11 protein-coding genes are annotated in these 15,109 nt (G+C 63.0%); 5 read left to right on the top strand and 6 right to left on the bottom strand.

The features are described 5' to 3' along the window. Window positions 1-97 precede the first annotated feature (97 nt). The 5 genes from ACG2LG_RS17175 (at window position 98) to ACG2LG_RS17155 (ending at window position 8,201) form a co-directional block, all read left to right on the top strand. Window positions 98-3,688 carry a class I SAM-dependent DNA methyltransferase gene (locus ACG2LG_RS17175; RefSeq protein ID WP_396261040.1) on the top strand — a complete coding sequence of 1,197 codons (3,591 nt, stop codon included), beginning with the start codon at window positions 98-100 and terminating at the stop codon, window positions 3,686-3,688. Window positions 3,689-3,827: 139 nt separating this feature from the next. Beyond that, window positions 3,828-4,610, top strand: a complete 783-nt coding sequence (locus tag ACG2LG_RS17170) for a hypothetical protein (protein ID WP_396261038.1) — start codon at window positions 3,828-3,830, stop codon at window positions 4,608-4,610. 17 nt (window positions 4,611-4,627) lie between these two features. Beyond that, a complete protein-coding gene (locus ACG2LG_RS17165) occupies window positions 4,628-6,574 on the top strand; it encodes a hypothetical protein (protein WP_396261036.1) in 1,947 nt (648 codons plus the stop codon). Then, window positions 6,534-7,415, top strand: coding sequence for a hypothetical protein (locus tag ACG2LG_RS17160; RefSeq protein WP_396261034.1), 882 nt, complete (start codon window positions 6,534-6,536; stop codon window positions 7,413-7,415). Before ACG2LG_RS17165 ends, ACG2LG_RS17160 begins: the two co-directional genes overlap by 41 nt. A gap of 12 nt (window positions 7,416-7,427) precedes the next feature. Continuing rightward, on the top strand, window positions 7,428-8,201 hold the full coding sequence (locus ACG2LG_RS17155; protein ID WP_396261032.1) for a hypothetical protein: 774 nt from the start codon (window positions 7,428-7,430) through the stop codon (window positions 8,199-8,201). 31 nt (window positions 8,202-8,232) lie between these two features. On the opposite strand, the gene proC is transcribed toward ACG2LG_RS17155, so the two are convergent. From proC to ACG2LG_RS17125, 6 genes are all read right to left on the bottom strand, one after another. Continuing rightward, on the bottom strand, window positions 8,233-9,039 hold the full coding sequence (gene proC, locus ACG2LG_RS17150; protein ID WP_396261030.1) for a pyrroline-5-carboxylate reductase: 807 nt from the start codon (window positions 9,037-9,039) through the stop codon (window positions 8,233-8,235). A 33-nt stretch (window positions 9,040-9,072) separates the two neighbouring features. Beyond that, window positions 9,073-10,704 carry an L-glutamate gamma-semialdehyde dehydrogenase gene (gene pruA / locus ACG2LG_RS17145; RefSeq protein WP_396261028.1) on the bottom strand — a complete coding sequence of 544 codons (1,632 nt, stop codon included), beginning with the start codon at window positions 10,702-10,704 and terminating at the stop codon, window positions 9,073-9,075. A gap of 94 nt (window positions 10,705-10,798) precedes the next feature. Then, a complete protein-coding gene (locus tag ACG2LG_RS17140; RefSeq protein ID WP_396261026.1) occupies window positions 10,799-12,703 on the bottom strand; it encodes a DUF455 family protein in 1,905 nt (634 codons plus the stop codon). 47 nt (window positions 12,704-12,750) lie between these two features. Further along, the gene (locus tag ACG2LG_RS17135; protein WP_396261025.1) at window positions 12,751-13,083 is read right to left on the bottom strand and encodes a hypothetical protein; all 333 of its coding nucleotides are present in this window, start codon (window positions 13,081-13,083) and stop codon (window positions 12,751-12,753) included. A 296-nt stretch (window positions 13,084-13,379) separates the two neighbouring features. Beyond that, window positions 13,380-14,258, bottom strand: a complete 879-nt coding sequence (locus ACG2LG_RS17130) for a hypothetical protein (RefSeq protein WP_396261023.1) — start codon at window positions 14,256-14,258, stop codon at window positions 13,380-13,382. Further along, the gene (locus ACG2LG_RS17125; RefSeq protein WP_396261021.1) at window positions 14,255-14,944 is read right to left on the bottom strand and encodes a PEP-CTERM sorting domain-containing protein; all 690 of its coding nucleotides are present in this window, start codon (window positions 14,942-14,944) and stop codon (window positions 14,255-14,257) included. Before ACG2LG_RS17125 ends, ACG2LG_RS17130 begins: the two co-directional genes overlap by 4 nt. Window positions 14,945-15,109: the final 165 nt, after the last annotated feature.

The raw sequence follows: 15,109 nt of genomic DNA, 5'->3' as shown, positions 1-15,109 counted from the left end.
CTCGACAGATCGACTGTAGCGGAGACCGGTCGGCGCTTCCGGCTGGTCGGAGGTGGGAGCTTCGGATAGATGAAGCATCAGCATCTCGCCGCCATCCATGCCCGACGACCTCACGCCCGCCGCCATCGACGCCTTCATCCAACGCTGGGAAAGGTCGGGTGGGCACGAGCGGGGAGCCGGCCAGCAGTTCCTTCTCGAATTCTGCGACCTCCTCGGCCTCGACAAGCCCGACCCGCCCGGGCCGGAAAACGAGCTCAACACCTACACCTTCGAGCGTCGCGTGGACCGCCGCAAGCCGGACGGCACCACCACCCCGAACTGGATCGACCTGTTCCGCTCCCTCCACTTCGTCCTCGAAACCAAGCAGGGCGTAAACCCGCGCCGCGACAAGTCCGACCCCGACCAGCCGCTGCTCCCCGCCCTCGATGCCGCCCCGGCCGCTCCCTCCGCCGGCCACGGCCAGCGCGGATCGACCACCTGGGACAAGGCGCTCGACCGCGCCCACGCCCAGGGCGAGCGCTACATCCACCTGCTCCCACCCGGCGAACCCCGCCCACCGTTCCTGATCGTCTGCGACGTCGGCCACTGCTTCGACCTCTACGCCGAATTCTCCGGCACCGGCGGCCAGTACGAGGCCTTCCCCGATCCACGCTCACGGCGCATCGAGCTGAAAGACCTGCATCGCCCGGAAATCCGCGACCTGTTCCAGGCGATCTGGACCGATCCCCATTCGCTCGACCCCTCGAAGCACGCCGCCAAGGTCACCCGCGAAGTCGCCCGCGCCCTCGCCGACCTCGCCCGCTCGCTGGAAAAGGACGGCCACGACCCGCAGCACACCGCCGGTTTCCTCCAGCGCTGCCTCTTCACGATGTTCGCCGAGGACGTCGGCCTGCTGCCCGAAGACGCCTTCCTCGGCATGCTCGAACGCGTCCGCGAGCAACCCGCCGGCCTCGTCACCATGCTCCAGGCGCTGTGGACGGACATGGCCACCGGCAGCGAGTTCTCGGTCGCCATCCAGCACAAGATCCCGCACTTCAATGGCGGCCTGTTCAAGGAAACCAGCGCCCTGCCGCTGCGGCCCGACCAGATCGCCTACCTCATCCACGCCGCCCGGCAGGACTGGTCGGCGGTCGAGCCTGCCATCTTCGGCACCCTGCTGGAACGCGCCCTCGACCCCCGCGAGCGCCACAAGCTCGGCGCCCATTACACTCCTCGCAGCTATGTCGAACGCCTCGTCCGCCCGACCCTCATTGAACCGCTCCGCGCCGAGTGGGAAACGGTGAAGGTCACCGCCGCCCAACTCGACGAACAGGGCAAGACGCCCAAGGCCCGCGAGGCGGTCGAGACCTTCCACCACAAGCTCGCCCGCACCCGCGTGCTCGACCCCGCCTGCGGCTCCGGCAACTTCCTCTACGTCTCGCTCGAACTCCTCAAGCGCCTCGAGGCCGAGGTCCTCGACCTGTTCGAGAAGCTCGGCGGCAACCGGGCGCTCGAAATGGACACCGTCCTCATCCGCCCGTCGAACTTCCTCGGCATCGAGATCAACCCGCGGGCCGCCGCCATCGCCCAGCTCGTCCTCTGGATCGGCTACTTCCAGTGGCACAAGCGCACCACCGGCAAGGCCGATACCAACGACCGCCCGCTGCTGCCGAAGCACAACTCCATCGAATGCCGCGACGCCGTGCTCGCCTACGACGAAAAGATCCCGCGCCGCGACCCGGAGACCGGCGAAGTCGTCACGATCTGGGACGGCCGCACCACCAAGCCGCATCCCGTGACCGGAAAAGAGGTGCCGGATGAAAGCGCGAGGATTCCGTTGTTCGATTACACGAATCCACGAAGGGCGGAGTGGCCCGAGGCGGATTACATCGTGGGGAATCCGCCGTTTATCGGGAAACATCGTATGCGGGAAGCGCTTGGGGACGGCTACGTCGAGGCCTTGCGCGCCGCTTGGCAAAAGCACAAGCCCGCCGCTTGGGACTTCGTCATGTTCTGGTGGCAGCATGCCGCCGAATGCCTTCAGGACGAGGAAATCGAACGCTTTGGATTCATCACCACGAACTCGATCAGTCAGACCTTCAACCGCCGGGTGACCGAACCGTTCCTCACCCACAAGAAGAAGCCCCTGCATCTCTCATTCGCCATTCCGGATCACCCGTGGGTTGATTCCGCGGATGGTGCCGATGTTAGAATTGCAATGACTGTCGCAGGACTTGGGGCAGGATCCGGATGGCTGGAACAGGTTGTTCGCGAAGCCAAGATGGAAGACGGCGAGATTGATGTCATTCTTGAGCGCATCGAGGGTATTATTGCTGAAAATCTCAAGCTCGGAGCCAACGTTTCATCAGCCATTCCACTGACTGCCAACTCGAAATTGAGCTGTCCCGGCGTCAAATTGCATGGCTCGGGATTCATCGTCGATCATCAGACTGCGATAGACCTCGGCCACACAGTCATCGACGGCTTGGAGACGTGGCTGCGTGGATACCGCAACGGTCGGGACCTTACCAGCCATCCACGCGATGTTCGCGTCATCGATCTCTACGGACTCACGGAAGAGGAAGCACGCGACCAATGTCCAACGCTTTACCAACATGTCATGACGACGGTGAAGCCGGAGCGTGACGCGAAGGCTCACACGAAAGACGGGAAAGGCTATGCAGAGAAATGGTGGCTGTTCGGCAAACCTCGCCAAGAGCTCCGTGTGGCACTAAGCGGTCTCCGGCGCTACATCGCCACCGTCGAGACAAGCAAACACCGGTTCTTCGTCTTCCTCGATCAGGAGATTCTTCCAGACAACAAGCTCATCGCGATCGCATCCGACGACCCCTTCAATCTCGGCGTGCTCTCGTCGTTAATCCACGTTGCCTGGGCGTTGCAAACAGGAGGTCGCCTCGGTGTCGGAAACGATCCTGTTTATGTGAAGACCCGCTGCTTCGAAACCTTCCCATTCCCCGCCCTCGACGAAGGCCCGCTCAAGCAGCGCATCCGGGACCTGGGCGAAAAGCTCGACGCGCACCGCAAGGCGCGGCAGGCGGCGCATCCGGAACTGACGCTCACCGGCCTCTACAACGTCCTCGAAAAGCTCCGCACCGGCACCTCACTCACCGACAAGGAGCGCAAGATCCACGACCAGGGCCTCGTCACCATCCTCAAGCAGATCCATGACGAACTCGATGAAGCGGTGCTGGAGGCGTATGGGTGGCAGGACTTCGGGAGGTGCGACACTCCTGTCGCACACGCGCCGGTCCAACCGCACGACAGGAGTGTCGTGCCTCCCCTCGCCGACCGCCTCGCCGCCGGCGACGAAGCTGCGCAACAACTCGGACAGGAACTCCTCAAGCGCCTCGTCGCCCTCAACCACGAACGCGCCGAAGAAGAGAAGCGCGGCCTGATCCGCTGGCTGCGTCCCGAATATCAGTCTCCCGACGACACCGGCGTTCCCGCCTCCGAACAAAAGCAGATCGAACTCGAAGCCGAGTCCGCGAGCGGCAAGCCGATCACGCCGTCCGAGAAGCTCAAGTGGCCCGCCTCCATGCCCGATCAAGTCGCCGCGATCCAACGACTCCTCCCCGCCACCGGCCCGGATCCGTCAGAACTGGCGGCCTGTTTCGGCAAGCGCACCCACGCCCGTATCCGAACCATCACCGAGATCCTCGACACCCTCACCGCCCTCGGGAAGCTCTGATGCCGGCTCCTCAGCACCGCTGGGCCGGGGTTCAGAACTCCGCAAATCTTGACATGGCGTGTCCTGTTGAATCGTATCAGCGGCAATGAAAGCCCCGATTGGCCTCGGCTTGATTCTTTGCGGGTTGAGCATGTCAATCATGGGGCAGACGGAGGCCGAGCCGGACTCGTTGGCGTCCGAGTCGGCAGACAAACTCGAAGTTCGCTCCGGCACCCTCGATCCGTCGGCGATCCGGTTCGTGCCCCCGGCCCCGCCGGAGCCCCTGCCGCCGGTTCCGGTCCAGAAGGCGACGGCCGTTCACCGGCCCACGCACACGATCACGGTGGTCCGTGGGACCCCTTCCACCCTGCCGGACCTGCCGCCGGTCCCTGAGCCAAGGGAGGTGCCACCCGCACCATTCCTTGAGCCGGGGCCGCCCCACTACCTGCTCGGACTGTCGGTCACGATCTATGACCGGACTTTCAGCCACCTGAAATGGCAGGACCCGGAGACCAAGGAGTCCTTGGAAGCATGGTGTGGCTGGGACTGGGGCTTGCTGGCTCCGATGCAGGAGGTTTCGTCCGATAACGTCACCTACAGCGTCTTCTTCTCACCTTGGCGCATCGACACCACCCGGCTCCACCCACTGGCAAAGCAACGACTTGTGCCCGACCATCCAAACGTGGCCCCGGGTGAAATCGTCTTCACGGGTGGCCCGGATGAAGCCATGGCAGGAAGAGCGTTCCTCGAAGCGGTGCGTGACTACTGCGCCAAGCATCGGTCTGAGCTGGAGGCGATGGAGGCGGCTCGGGAGAAATACCGGGCGGATGCGGATGCATGGAAAGCTGCGAATCCGGACCGACCCCGGGATCACACGATCATCCTCCGACCTCACCGGGGTAGCCGCTACCTCAAACCCGCGATGGAAGGAGGTGACCGATGAATCGGGCAGCCTTTCTGATGGCGGCGACCTCCGCCCTGCTCGCGGCGGTCGGAATCGTCGAGGCTTCTCCCGACCCAGAGAACACGGAGGTCATCATCGTCCCGGCGGGCGACAAGTTCCTCCGCTGGGATGGCCAGGTGGGCCGGACCTATTTCGTCGAGGCGTCGGATCCAAACTTTCCGCTGAAGGAGTGGCTCTGGATGCCGGTCATTGAATCGGGCACCGGTGTCGAGATCACCCATGAGATCCTCACCACCGCCGACAAGGCGTTCTTCCGGCTCTGGTTCACTGACAACCAGCCTCCCGTTGGAACCACCCTGGAGGATTGGGATGCGGATGGAGACGGCCTGTCGAATGAAGACGAGATCGAGTTCTATCAGACCAACCCTCTTGACCCGGATACGGACGATGACGGGCTGCTCGACGGTGCCGAGGTCTCGGGTGGAACCGACCCGAAGGACGCGGACTCCGATGATGACGGCCTGACCGACGGAGAAGAGGTCAGCCTCGGAACCGACCCCAACGACCCAGACAGCGACGACGACGGAATCACGGATGGCGGGGAGAATGATCAGGGGACTGATCCGAATGACCCGGGCGAAACGCCCGACGCCGAGTGGTTCATCGTTTCGGGGAATCTCTCGGCTGGCGAGACCCTGACTCGCTCGAGGACCATTACCATCCCGGCCGGTGAGAAGCGCGTCGTCCTGGTGGCGGTCGCGAGCGCAGAATACCCACAATACACCGGCGATTCGTCTGAGTTCAACGACCAACTCAGCTGGACAATCACCCCGGCGTCAGGCTCTGGTCTGTCTGGATTGCTCAATGTCAACTCACGGCACGGCGAGTGGGAAGCAGCGGCTCAGGAAAGCTTCACGCTGGACTCCTACTTTCCTGCATCTGTGGGCCCCACACACGTCGAGGATTCCGAATGCTACGAGGCACCCGAGAGTCAGGATCTGTCCGTTCAGATCGACCTCTCTGCCACCAACATTGAAGACGGCGCGCTTCCCAGCACGGTCATCGTCGCAGTGTTGCCCGTTGATATTACCGCAGCCTTTGGCATTGGTCCAGATCCAGTCTTTGGTGACAACGCGGACCAATCGAGCCGTGACCTCCTTGAAGAGTATCTTGATGGAGTCAAGGCGAGGAGAAATGGAGACACATGGACCGTGAAAGGCAAGGATGATGCGGATAACCCCAAGCTTTACGTCGTCGATGTCGTGACGAATGAGGATGGGACATTGAAAGCTCTGAGTGCTGACGGTCGCATTGTCGTCTACGACGGCCACTCAAACTTTGGGATGGGGCCGAACTTTTTGAAGTCGACCCATAAGCAGATCGCGGACTTCACGAATTTCGGAGTGGGATACACAGACATCGGCCTCAGCTATCGTGGTGACGGCACGGAGTTGGACGTTCACACGTTAAATGAGAGCGGACAAGGTGTTCCTGCCAACGATCCTGAGGCAACTGCCGCCTTGGATAGACTGGGGATCGAGGGATTCGCATACATTGTCCCGCAAGCCGGCGAGATCCCGGCGGCACCGACAAACTACAAGCCGCAACCGCTGAATGAGCTCCGCTTCAAGAGCACCGACCCCGTAGCGGCGGATGGACAGGTCTTCAACAAGCAGGGAAATGGGTTCAACAATGAGTTCCATTTCAAGATCGATACCGCGAAGCGATTAATGATTGATGCTCCTGAGTCGGATCTTCCGCTTCTCAATTACTCCGAATTCTTCTACAACGTCTGCAATAGCGGCCTGGACTACATTGAGAACTTTAGTCACGGAAAATTCTTCTACACGACGGATACCTGCTTCATTGGTCTTGCCACGAAGATCTTCGTGCAAGGCAAGGTGGAGTCAAAGACGGATGCTCAGATTTTGAGCGAGCTGAACCAAGTTCCGGTCGGAACAAATGATCCGGCTAAAGTTATATATGCCAAGCACGACTTTTAGACTGGTTGCATTGATCTGGGCAGCTGCTTTATGCACGTCATGGGCTGTCAGCGATGAAGAACTGCTCGCGAGAGCGGATAATGCTTTCGCCGAGAGAAACAGACTTAGGGAAGATCGCGATCCCAGATTCAAGACAGCGGTTTGGGATAGCCTGTCTGAATTGAGCGCCGACGAGCGGACGCGAGCCGTTCTGTTGTGGATGCTGAGCTTGGATGAATTCAAGCCCGACAGCCCGAGAACGACCCAACCGCTGTCTTATGCGATCTTCGACGACCCGAGGCTGGTTGAGAACGAGGATGGGTTTAGAAGAATGCTTCAACACGAAGACGATCCGAGACGGTTTTACCTGATTTCATCAATAGCGAACATGGCAGTTCAGAGATTCGGGTATGATTTCGTCTCATGTCGAGCAAGGATGCTCCTTCGTGATGGTGCGGTAGCCAAGCCGGAGGGCGAACTTAACCCTGATCATATCCACGACGTTTCAATCTCTACCTATGGCTCAATCGTCTACAATCTGGAGCAGCTTGGAGCCGATTATGAAGCGCCAGAGGAGGACCTTTCCCATGAAGCCAAGATCGACCACCTTGTCCGTTGGTTGAGGGAGAACTGGCCCGGTTGCGAGAAAATTGGCCTTGAAGCAGCTTCATCGTCGCGTCACCAAGACAGGCAACAGCTTCGGAATGAATCCCATAGAGGGCGTCCGACGGTGCCTGATGCGGAGACCAGTGAGAATGCGGGCGGGATGCAGTTTCCGAAATGGGTGCTGTGGATTTCAGGCGGCATTTTGGCCGCAGCTCTGATCGCCTACTTTGCGAACTTATGGCCGAGGGGCCGTTGATCAGAGCATGTTATGCAGATCCATGGTGCACTGCCTTCGAGGAGAACGATTTCTCCAGGGAGGGCGGCTTTCCTTGCAGTGTTGGTGGTCTTTCAGCCAGCCCTCTTTGCCGAGGGCGACCCGCCCAGTGACCCCATAAGCGCTAGGGTTCTCGAATCATTCAGAGAGCACGGGCACTACGTGGATGCTCCAGGGTATCCGAAGGATCATCCCTACTGGAAGGAGCTTCAGTGGTATCGGGATCAGGGAGCTGCGGTCCGGCCGGCATTGATGTATTTGCTGACCGATGAGTATCGGGGAGACTACGGAAAGATGTCCGACGTGGTGATGGCTTTAAAGACTGCTCCGGGGGATCAGACGAAACTTCTCGATTTCTTGCGCTCCGAACTGGCAGAACAGCCCGACCCCCGTTCGGACGACTACTATTTGCTGGTGAATGCCGCCTTGCCCGTCTTCAGCGCCTACGGGAACCGGTCAGATCTTAACTTGATCCGGCAATACCAAGCGGACGACGACGTCCGCGTGAGAGTGAATGTCAAGAGGCACATCGAAAAGCTGGAGGAGAGACTTGCAGAGCAATCGAACAACCCGCTTCGGCAGCGCAGAACAACCGAGGGAAAAGCGAACGAAACGGAACCCGGCAGCAAGGCCCCGTCCGAGGATGTTCCAGCTTCCACCGCTGATGGTGCTGAGGGTGCCGGCCACAACTGGGCTCTTTGGTCTGCCGGATGCGTGCTTGTGGTCGCGCTTGTGGTCTTTTTCGTGTCTCGGCGTCAAAACCCGTGAAGTTGCTCGCGAGCTCCGCTCTCTCGTAATCCTACTTCCCGAGTTCGCGGCTGCGCTCGGTGGCGGCGCTGATGGCTGCGGCGATGCTGTCGCGGACCTTGTGCTCGTCGAGGTGGTTGACGGCCGCCTCGGTGGTGCCGCCCGGGGTGGTCACCATGCGCCTCAATTCGGCCGGCGTTTTGCCGGTCTTCCCGATCAGCTTGCAGGCGCCGATGCAGGTCTGGGTGGCCATCATTCCGGCGATCTCGCGATCGATGCCCTCCCGCACGCCGGCCTCGGTCATGGCCTCGATCAGGTAGAAAAGGTAGGCCGGTCCCGACCCGCTGAGGCCGGTCACCGCATCGAGCATGGACTCATCCATCACGACGGTGAGCCCCGAGGCCGCAAACAGTCGCTGGACCCAGTGGACATCGTCGGGAGTCGCCCGGGGCCCGCCGGCAATGGCGGAAACCCCCGAGCCCACCAGCATCGGGGTGTTGGGCATCACGCGCACGATGCGGCCCTTTCCGCCGAGCTTGCGGTCGATGTGTTCGGTGGTGATGCCGGCGGCGATGGAAATGACCGTCGTCTCGTCGCTGACCTTGTCGGCAATGGCCTCGAGCACCCCGTCCATGACCTGCGGCTTGACGCTCAGCAGGACCCGCGGGCAGGACCCGGGCGTGTTGAGCGACTGGGCGCAGAGAATGCCGAACTCAAGCGCCAGCAACTGCTCGCGCTTGGCGTCCGGATCGTAGGCCACGATCGCATTCTTCGGCAGGCATTCGGTTTCGATGACACCCCGCAGGATCGCGGTCGCCATGTTGCCGGCGCCGATGACACCGAGTTCGTAGTCGAGCATGATGGGTCGGGGTTGGTGGGAGAGATCAGGCTCTCATTCTTCGCCCATGAAAGGATAGCTCGTCTCGGTCGGCGAAACGAAGGTTTCCTTGAGGGTGCGGGGAGAGACCCAGCGGATCATGTTCAGGGCACTGCCGGCCTTGTCGTTGGTGCCGCTGGCCCGGGCGCCGCCGAAGGGCTGCTGGCCGACGACCGCGCCGGTCGGCTTGTCGTTGACGTAGAAGTTCCCCGCCGCATTCCGCAGGGCGTTCATCGCCTCCAGCACGGCCGCCTTTTCCCGGGCGAAGATCGCGCCGGTGAGGGCATAGGGGCTGGTGGTGTCGCAGAGCTCGAGCACCTCGGAGTAGTCGGCGTCCTCGTAGACGTAGATGGTGAGCACCGGGCCGAAGATCTCCTCCTCCATGGTCAGGAACCGTGGATTGCTGGTGAGGATGATGGTCGGCTCGATGAAGTAACCGGTGCTGTCGTCGCACTTGCCACCGACGAGGATCTCGGCGTCGTCGGCCGCGGCGGCGGCGTCGATGTAGCCCTTGATGCTGTCGAAGGCGGACTTGTCGATGACGGCATTGACGAAATTCCGGAAGTCGGTCGGCGGTCCCATTTTCAGCGCGCCAACCTCCTCGACGAGCGGAGCCTGCAGGTCTTTCCAGATCGACGCCGGAATGTAGGCGCGGCTGGCGGCCGAGCATTTCTGACCCTGGTATTCGAAGGCGCCGCGGACCAACCCGGTCTGCAGGGCCTTGGGGTCGGCGCTCGCGTGGGCGACGATGAAATCCTTGCCGCCGGTTTCCCCGACGATGCGCGGATAGGTCCGGTAGTTCTCAATGTTGTCGGCCACCTGTTTCCACAGCCGCTGGAAAATGGCGGTGGATCCGGTGAAGTGGACGCCGGCCAGATGCTCGCTGGCCATCACCGGGTCGCCGACGTCGGAACCGCGGCCGGGGAGGAAATTGATCACGCCCGGAGGCAGCCCGGCTTCCATCAGCACCTGCATGACGATCCACGCGGGGTAGATCGCCGACGACGCCGGCTTCCAGAGGACGACGTTGCCCATCATCGCCGGGGCGGTGGGAAGGTTGCCGCCGATCGCCGTGAAGTTGAACGGGCTCACCGCGAAGACGAAGCCTTCGAGGGGACGGTAATCCAGGCGGTTCCACATCTGCGGGCTGCTGATGGGCTGCTGGGCGTAGATCTCGGTGGCGAAGTAGGCGTTGAAGCGCAGGAAGTCCGACAGTTCGCAGGCGGCGTCGATCTCGGACTGGTAGGCGTTTTTCGAAACCCCGTGCATGGTGGCGGCATTCACGCGGTCGCGCCAGGGTCCCGACAAGAGGTCGGCGGCCTTGAGGAAGATGGCGAGGCGATCGGCCCAATCCATGTCGGCCCAAGCCGGAGCGGCCCGCCGGGCGGCCTCGATGGCGGTCTCGACCTCCTGGCTCCCGGCCAGCTGCGCCCGGCCGAGCACATGGGCGTGATCGTGGGGCATCACGCAGTCGACGGTCTTGCCGGTTTCGACCGCCTTGCCGTCGATGATCAGCGGGATCTCGGCCTTGGTGCCCGCCAACTCCTCGAGGGCCTGCTTGAGGCGCGCGCGCTCGGGGGTGCCGGGCGCATAGGAATTCACAGGTTCATTGCTCGGAAAATCGATGCGGTGGCGGGCGTTGGACATGGGCCTCTGGTAGGAGCAACGGCCACTATCTGCAAGTCCGAAGGCCGAGGCACCTGGAACCGTCGCAGGTGGTGGGAGCCTGCGCGGGGAAGCGTCACGACGTTTCGGTCCGATACGCCACGAAGGCTGTCGACGGACTGGTTTCGGTCAGTTTCAACGCCCCTTGAGGTGCCGGGGCCGAGATCGGCAGGATCGTCAGCGCGGTGGTCCCCGGTCGTGGGGCGAAACGATCCAGCTCGACCGCCACCCGGCCCATGGTGAAGCGGGGATTGACCTCAACCACGGGTCGAAAGCGGAGTTCTCCCGCCGCATCCCGGAAGAACATGGCGTCCACTCCCAGCGGGCCGCGGTGTTCCCCGAGCCAATCGTTCAAGAGCGGCTCGAAGACGTCCTCAAGCCAGGCCGCCAGATGGCCCCGGCTTCCTCCTCCCTCGAAGACCCGCCGGCGGTCTCCCGGCGAAAGAAAATCGGTCACTCGGGTGGTCACCCGGGCACGGCGAAACTGCCCGCCTCTCGTGTTCTCCAGCACCACGAAGCCACGGCGGACCAAGCGCCCGTCGTCGAGCCGGTCATACTGGATCGAAAGGTCCAGCACCCGGTCCAGCCACGGCTCCAGCACTCCCGCGCCGGTCTCGAGAAAACCCGCCTCGACCGGGTCGCCGGCCCGGAAACGCAGCCGCTCCCGCCCTGCGGTCGCAAATTCGGCCTTCACCACCCACTCCCCTTCTCCATCCGCCCACGCCGCCGCCTCGGCCGCAGTGGCGACCGGGCGACCGGCCACCGAGGGATCCGCGAGCATCGACCAGCCTCCCTCAGCAAGCACACGCCGCAGCAGCCCGGCATGCTCCACTTTGGAGAACAGCCGGGGCTGCGTCAGCTCGAGCCGAAACCCCATCTCCGCGGCCAGACCGGATTCCGGCCCGGTCGCCGCCCACGGCCGGGCACCGCCCAACTTGCGCTCCGACAAGCTCCCGGCACTCCGCCGCGGCACCAACTCCGGCATCTCGAGACCCGCTTCCTTCAAGCTGAGGAGATGCCCCGTCGAGGGCAGCTCATCCACCAGCGCGACATCGTCCCCGCGCGCGACAAAGGCCATGAGTAGGTCGAGATCCCGGCGGACGCGGTTCATCGCCCGCCCCGGCGGACGTCCCGCCAGCGAGTCCTCGGCCCCGGGGTTGAACCAGTGCACCCGCGGCGTGCGTCCCCGCGAGCGCGAGAAGGCCTTGAGCTCGCGGATGAATTCCTCGTCGAGCCCGGCCTCGCGCCGCCCGGCCTCGTTGAACTCGAAGCTCCCCTTCGCCCGAGCCGGCGACAGGGGCGCGCCGAGCAGCGAGCAGAACGACTTCCAATCCGAGCTTCCCCGCCGCCATTTGCGGAACCACTCGAGCCCGTAGTGCACGTGCCCGATCTCGTCGCGATAAATCCGGTCCAGAATCGCCGCCGTGTCCGGGTCCCCCGCCTCGTCGAAGACCCTGGCATAGCCCCGCGAGTAGTCGAGGTTCGCCTGCTCGAAGGTCAACGACAGCCGGGTGACGTAGTCGAGCGGCGTCGCCATCGGCGCGACCAGCTTCCAGAAAAATCCGTTCACCGGCAGCTCGCCGAACTCCACCCCGCAGGACTCCATCCGCCGCAGGTAGAGCTTGGTGTGCATCTGCTCCTCCTTGAGGGTTCGCAGCACCCCGGCACGGAACTCGTCGGGCGCGTCGGGGAACTTGAGCAGCACCAGCGCCATCAATTCGGTCGCCAGCAGCTCGTGATTGGCGAAGAAGTGCAGCAGGCGCCCCCGCTCGCGGTCATCCTCGACCCGGGCCAGCGAGGGAAATCCGGCCCGCACGCCGGAATCGGACAGGGCCAGCCCATCCGGTCGCCCCGGCACGCGAGGCGCCGCCAGAGCCGGACCCCGGGACAAGTCCTCAAGATCCGGCGCTGGCGGCGCCAGCTTGTCAGCCAACGAGTCCGCAAAGAGCACTCGCTCGGCGAACTCGCGGACCGTCGTCATGCCGGCAGGCTACCGCCCGCCGGCTTCACGGCAAGTCAGGGAGTCACCTACTGCATCTGCATTTCCTGCATGGTCGAGAACATGCTCGCAAACATGGTCCCGTAGAGGATGGCGAAAACAACAAACAGGATGGTCCAGATTAGCATAATCTTCTGGATTCCCCATTTCTTGGCGTGAATCCAACCGATGATGATCGGCACCAGGGGCGTACAGATGAGCCCGCCGACAATAGAAAGGATGCCCATCAGGGGCTTCTCCTCCTTCTTGAAGGCAGCGATGATCTCCATGATCCAGCAGACCAGCATGCCAATGCCGATGAGAAAGACGAGGATGCCCAGCACGGGATTGACGGCAACTTCGGGTGGCGCGACTTCGTTCATAATTATTGTTGGGGTTGTGGATGTCCTCTTCTGCGAGGTTGTCGTATCCTCCAACAGAATCCGGCGCCGTGGCAAGCCCGCGATTGGAGTGGCGCTGCCTCAAGCCACTTCGATTCCTTCCGAGGTCGGCTCCGGCATGGCAGCATTGGAGGCAGGCCGCCCCCGGCCTGCGGGCCTGCGGGCCTTGGCCACCGCGAAGGGTCGCGGGACGGGGGCGCCCCGCCTCCGGTAGTTGGGCGACTGCGTGGCACTTCGGCATGTTTCCCGAAGAGTTGCCTTAAGGAAGCGCCACTCCCCTACGGCAGCTCCACCCGCAGCCGCAGGAAGCGTCGCACTCCCGGTCCCGCCGCCACCGAATCGGTCGCAACCAGCATCCCGGCGGACCATTCGAGCGCGACGCCCGAGGCGCTCCACCCGCTCAGGTCGTCGCTCGCCTCGACGCTCGCGACCGCCAGGCTGCCGGGATCGGCCGGATACTCCACCCGCAGGAACGGCCCGCCCGGACCGGCGAAACTCCATGCCACCGCAGGCCGCGAGGCGGCGTCGGCCGGATCCGTGCCGCAGAAGAACTCGACGATATTCGCCACCCCGTCGAAGTCCGCATCCTGGTCGGTGGCGATCAGGGACTCGCCCGCCAGCTCCGATGCCTGCCACTGCCCGTAATCGCGGATGCGCTCGGACTTCATCAGAAACGGCGATCCGCTGCCATTCACCTCGCCGGCCAGCACGATGCCGGCATCGGCGGTGTTCCATTCCAGCGGCTCGGGAGCCAACGGATCCGCCAGAGGCCAAACCCACGAGGCGGCTCGGAAAATCACCCACTCGCTCCCGGTCGCGTCATTCCGACGACCCAAAATCCATGCCTCCGCATCGACCACGAACGGCGAAGCATTACCTTCGACCCGGAACTCGCTGCCGAATCGACCATTGCCCGACTCATAGTTCGTCGTCTGTGCGACGTGCCAATGATCAAGCCACTGGCTTCGATTCGCCATCGTAGGAGTGAATCCCGGAGAAAACACACCCAGCTCGAACTGAAAGCCGGCGCCCATCGGCGCTCCGTCGCTTTCCCGGTTCACCGATGATGGATCGCAGGACCACTGGATGGTCTCCGCTTCCGCCACCGCGGCCAGCAGCACCGCGGCGCAGCACCACGACGCGGAAAAGCCTTTCATGCCGCGCGTTTGCGCCTGACCGCCCACAGCATGCCGCCAAGGCCGACGAGCATCGCGATCGACGGCTCGGGCACGAAGGTGAAGGTCTGCTGGGTGTAGATCCCCGTCACCGAATACACCCCCGGCCCCTCGATCCCGCCCTGCGAACCCCACAGCGGCGTGTCTCCCGATGTGAGGTCGCTGCTCGACCACTCGAGCGGCAGACTGCTGCCGCAGCACCCGCTGTCGGCGGTCGGATAGACCCATGAGGAGGTGGTGACCACGAACCACTCGGTGCCCGGCTCCGGATTGTCGCCGTTGCGGATCCAGATGTAGGCCTGCCGTCCCTCGAAACTCGTCGCACCCGACGACTCTTCCGGGCTGTCGCTGGTGCCGTCCGGCTCCATGTTCGCCGTCGAGGTGTAGTACCCCCAGACGCCGTCATCCACGGGCTCCTCGATGCCGTTGTAGGCCGCCTCGTCGAAGACCTGCCAATGGTTCAGCCAGTCCCCAGGCTCGTAGTCCGCAGGGTTGTAACCGGCATCGAAAGCCCCGAGCTGGAAGACGAAAGTGTTGTCGAGCACCTCGCCTTCGCTGTCCACCAAGTCACTGAAAATTTCACTCCCCCAGTCGATCTGCTGGGCGTGGAGAACCGTGCCGACGCAAAGCAACACGGCCGCCGCACAGGAGTGAGCCAGAGGTTTCATCGGTGGAAAAAGTAGGGCGATCAGCGGGTTATTACGATAATCTTGAAGATCAAACAAGCCGAATGATTGACTCACGGCGACCAAGGCCGGGGCATGGTGTAGCCGTCGAATCCGGCCTGCGAGCGCACGAACACCGCACGACCGCTCAGGAACAACACCTCGCCG

Origin of the sequence: Haloferula sp. A504 (genome assembly GCF_044385805.1) — a bacterium.
Lineage (GTDB): Bacteria > Verrucomicrobiota > Verrucomicrobiia > Verrucomicrobiales > Akkermansiaceae > Haloferula.
Note: the sequence above shows the minus strand (reverse complement) of the source record. Positions and strands in the feature narration are given on the sequence as shown.

Excerpts from the sequence above, each read along its gene's own strand:
- ACG2LG_RS17175 (WP_396261040.1), top strand. The coding sequence starts at position 98 with ATGCCCGACGACCTCACGCCCGCCGCCATCGACGCCTTCATCCAACGC.
- ACG2LG_RS17170 (WP_396261038.1), top strand. The coding sequence starts at position 3,828 with ATGGGGCAGACGGAGGCCGAGCCGGACTCGTTGGCGTCCGAGTCGGCA.
- ACG2LG_RS17165 (WP_396261036.1), top strand. The coding sequence starts at position 4,628 with ATGGCGGCGACCTCCGCCCTGCTCGCGGCGGTCGGAATCGTCGAGGCT.
- ACG2LG_RS17160 (WP_396261034.1), top strand. The coding sequence starts at position 6,534 with ATGATCCGGCTAAAGTTATATATGCCAAGCACGACTTTTAGACTGGTT.
- ACG2LG_RS17155 (WP_396261032.1), top strand. The coding sequence starts at position 7,428 with ATGCAGATCCATGGTGCACTGCCTTCGAGGAGAACGATTTCTCCAGGG.
- proC (WP_396261030.1), bottom strand. The coding sequence starts at position 9,039 with ATGCTCGACTACGAACTCGGTGTCATCGGCGCCGGCAACATGGCGACC.
- pruA (WP_396261028.1), bottom strand. The coding sequence starts at position 10,704 with ATGTCCAACGCCCGCCACCGCATCGATTTTCCGAGCAATGAACCTGTG.
- ACG2LG_RS17140 (WP_396261026.1), bottom strand. The coding sequence starts at position 12,703 with ATGACGACGGTCCGCGAGTTCGCCGAGCGAGTGCTCTTTGCGGACTCG.
- ACG2LG_RS17135 (WP_396261025.1), bottom strand. The coding sequence starts at position 13,083 with ATGAACGAAGTCGCGCCACCCGAAGTTGCCGTCAATCCCGTGCTGGGC.
- ACG2LG_RS17130 (WP_396261023.1), bottom strand. The coding sequence starts at position 14,258 with ATGAAAGGCTTTTCCGCGTCGTGGTGCTGCGCCGCGGTGCTGCTGGCC.
- ACG2LG_RS17125 (WP_396261021.1), bottom strand. The coding sequence starts at position 14,944 with ATGAAACCTCTGGCTCACTCCTGTGCGGCGGCCGTGTTGCTTTGCGTC.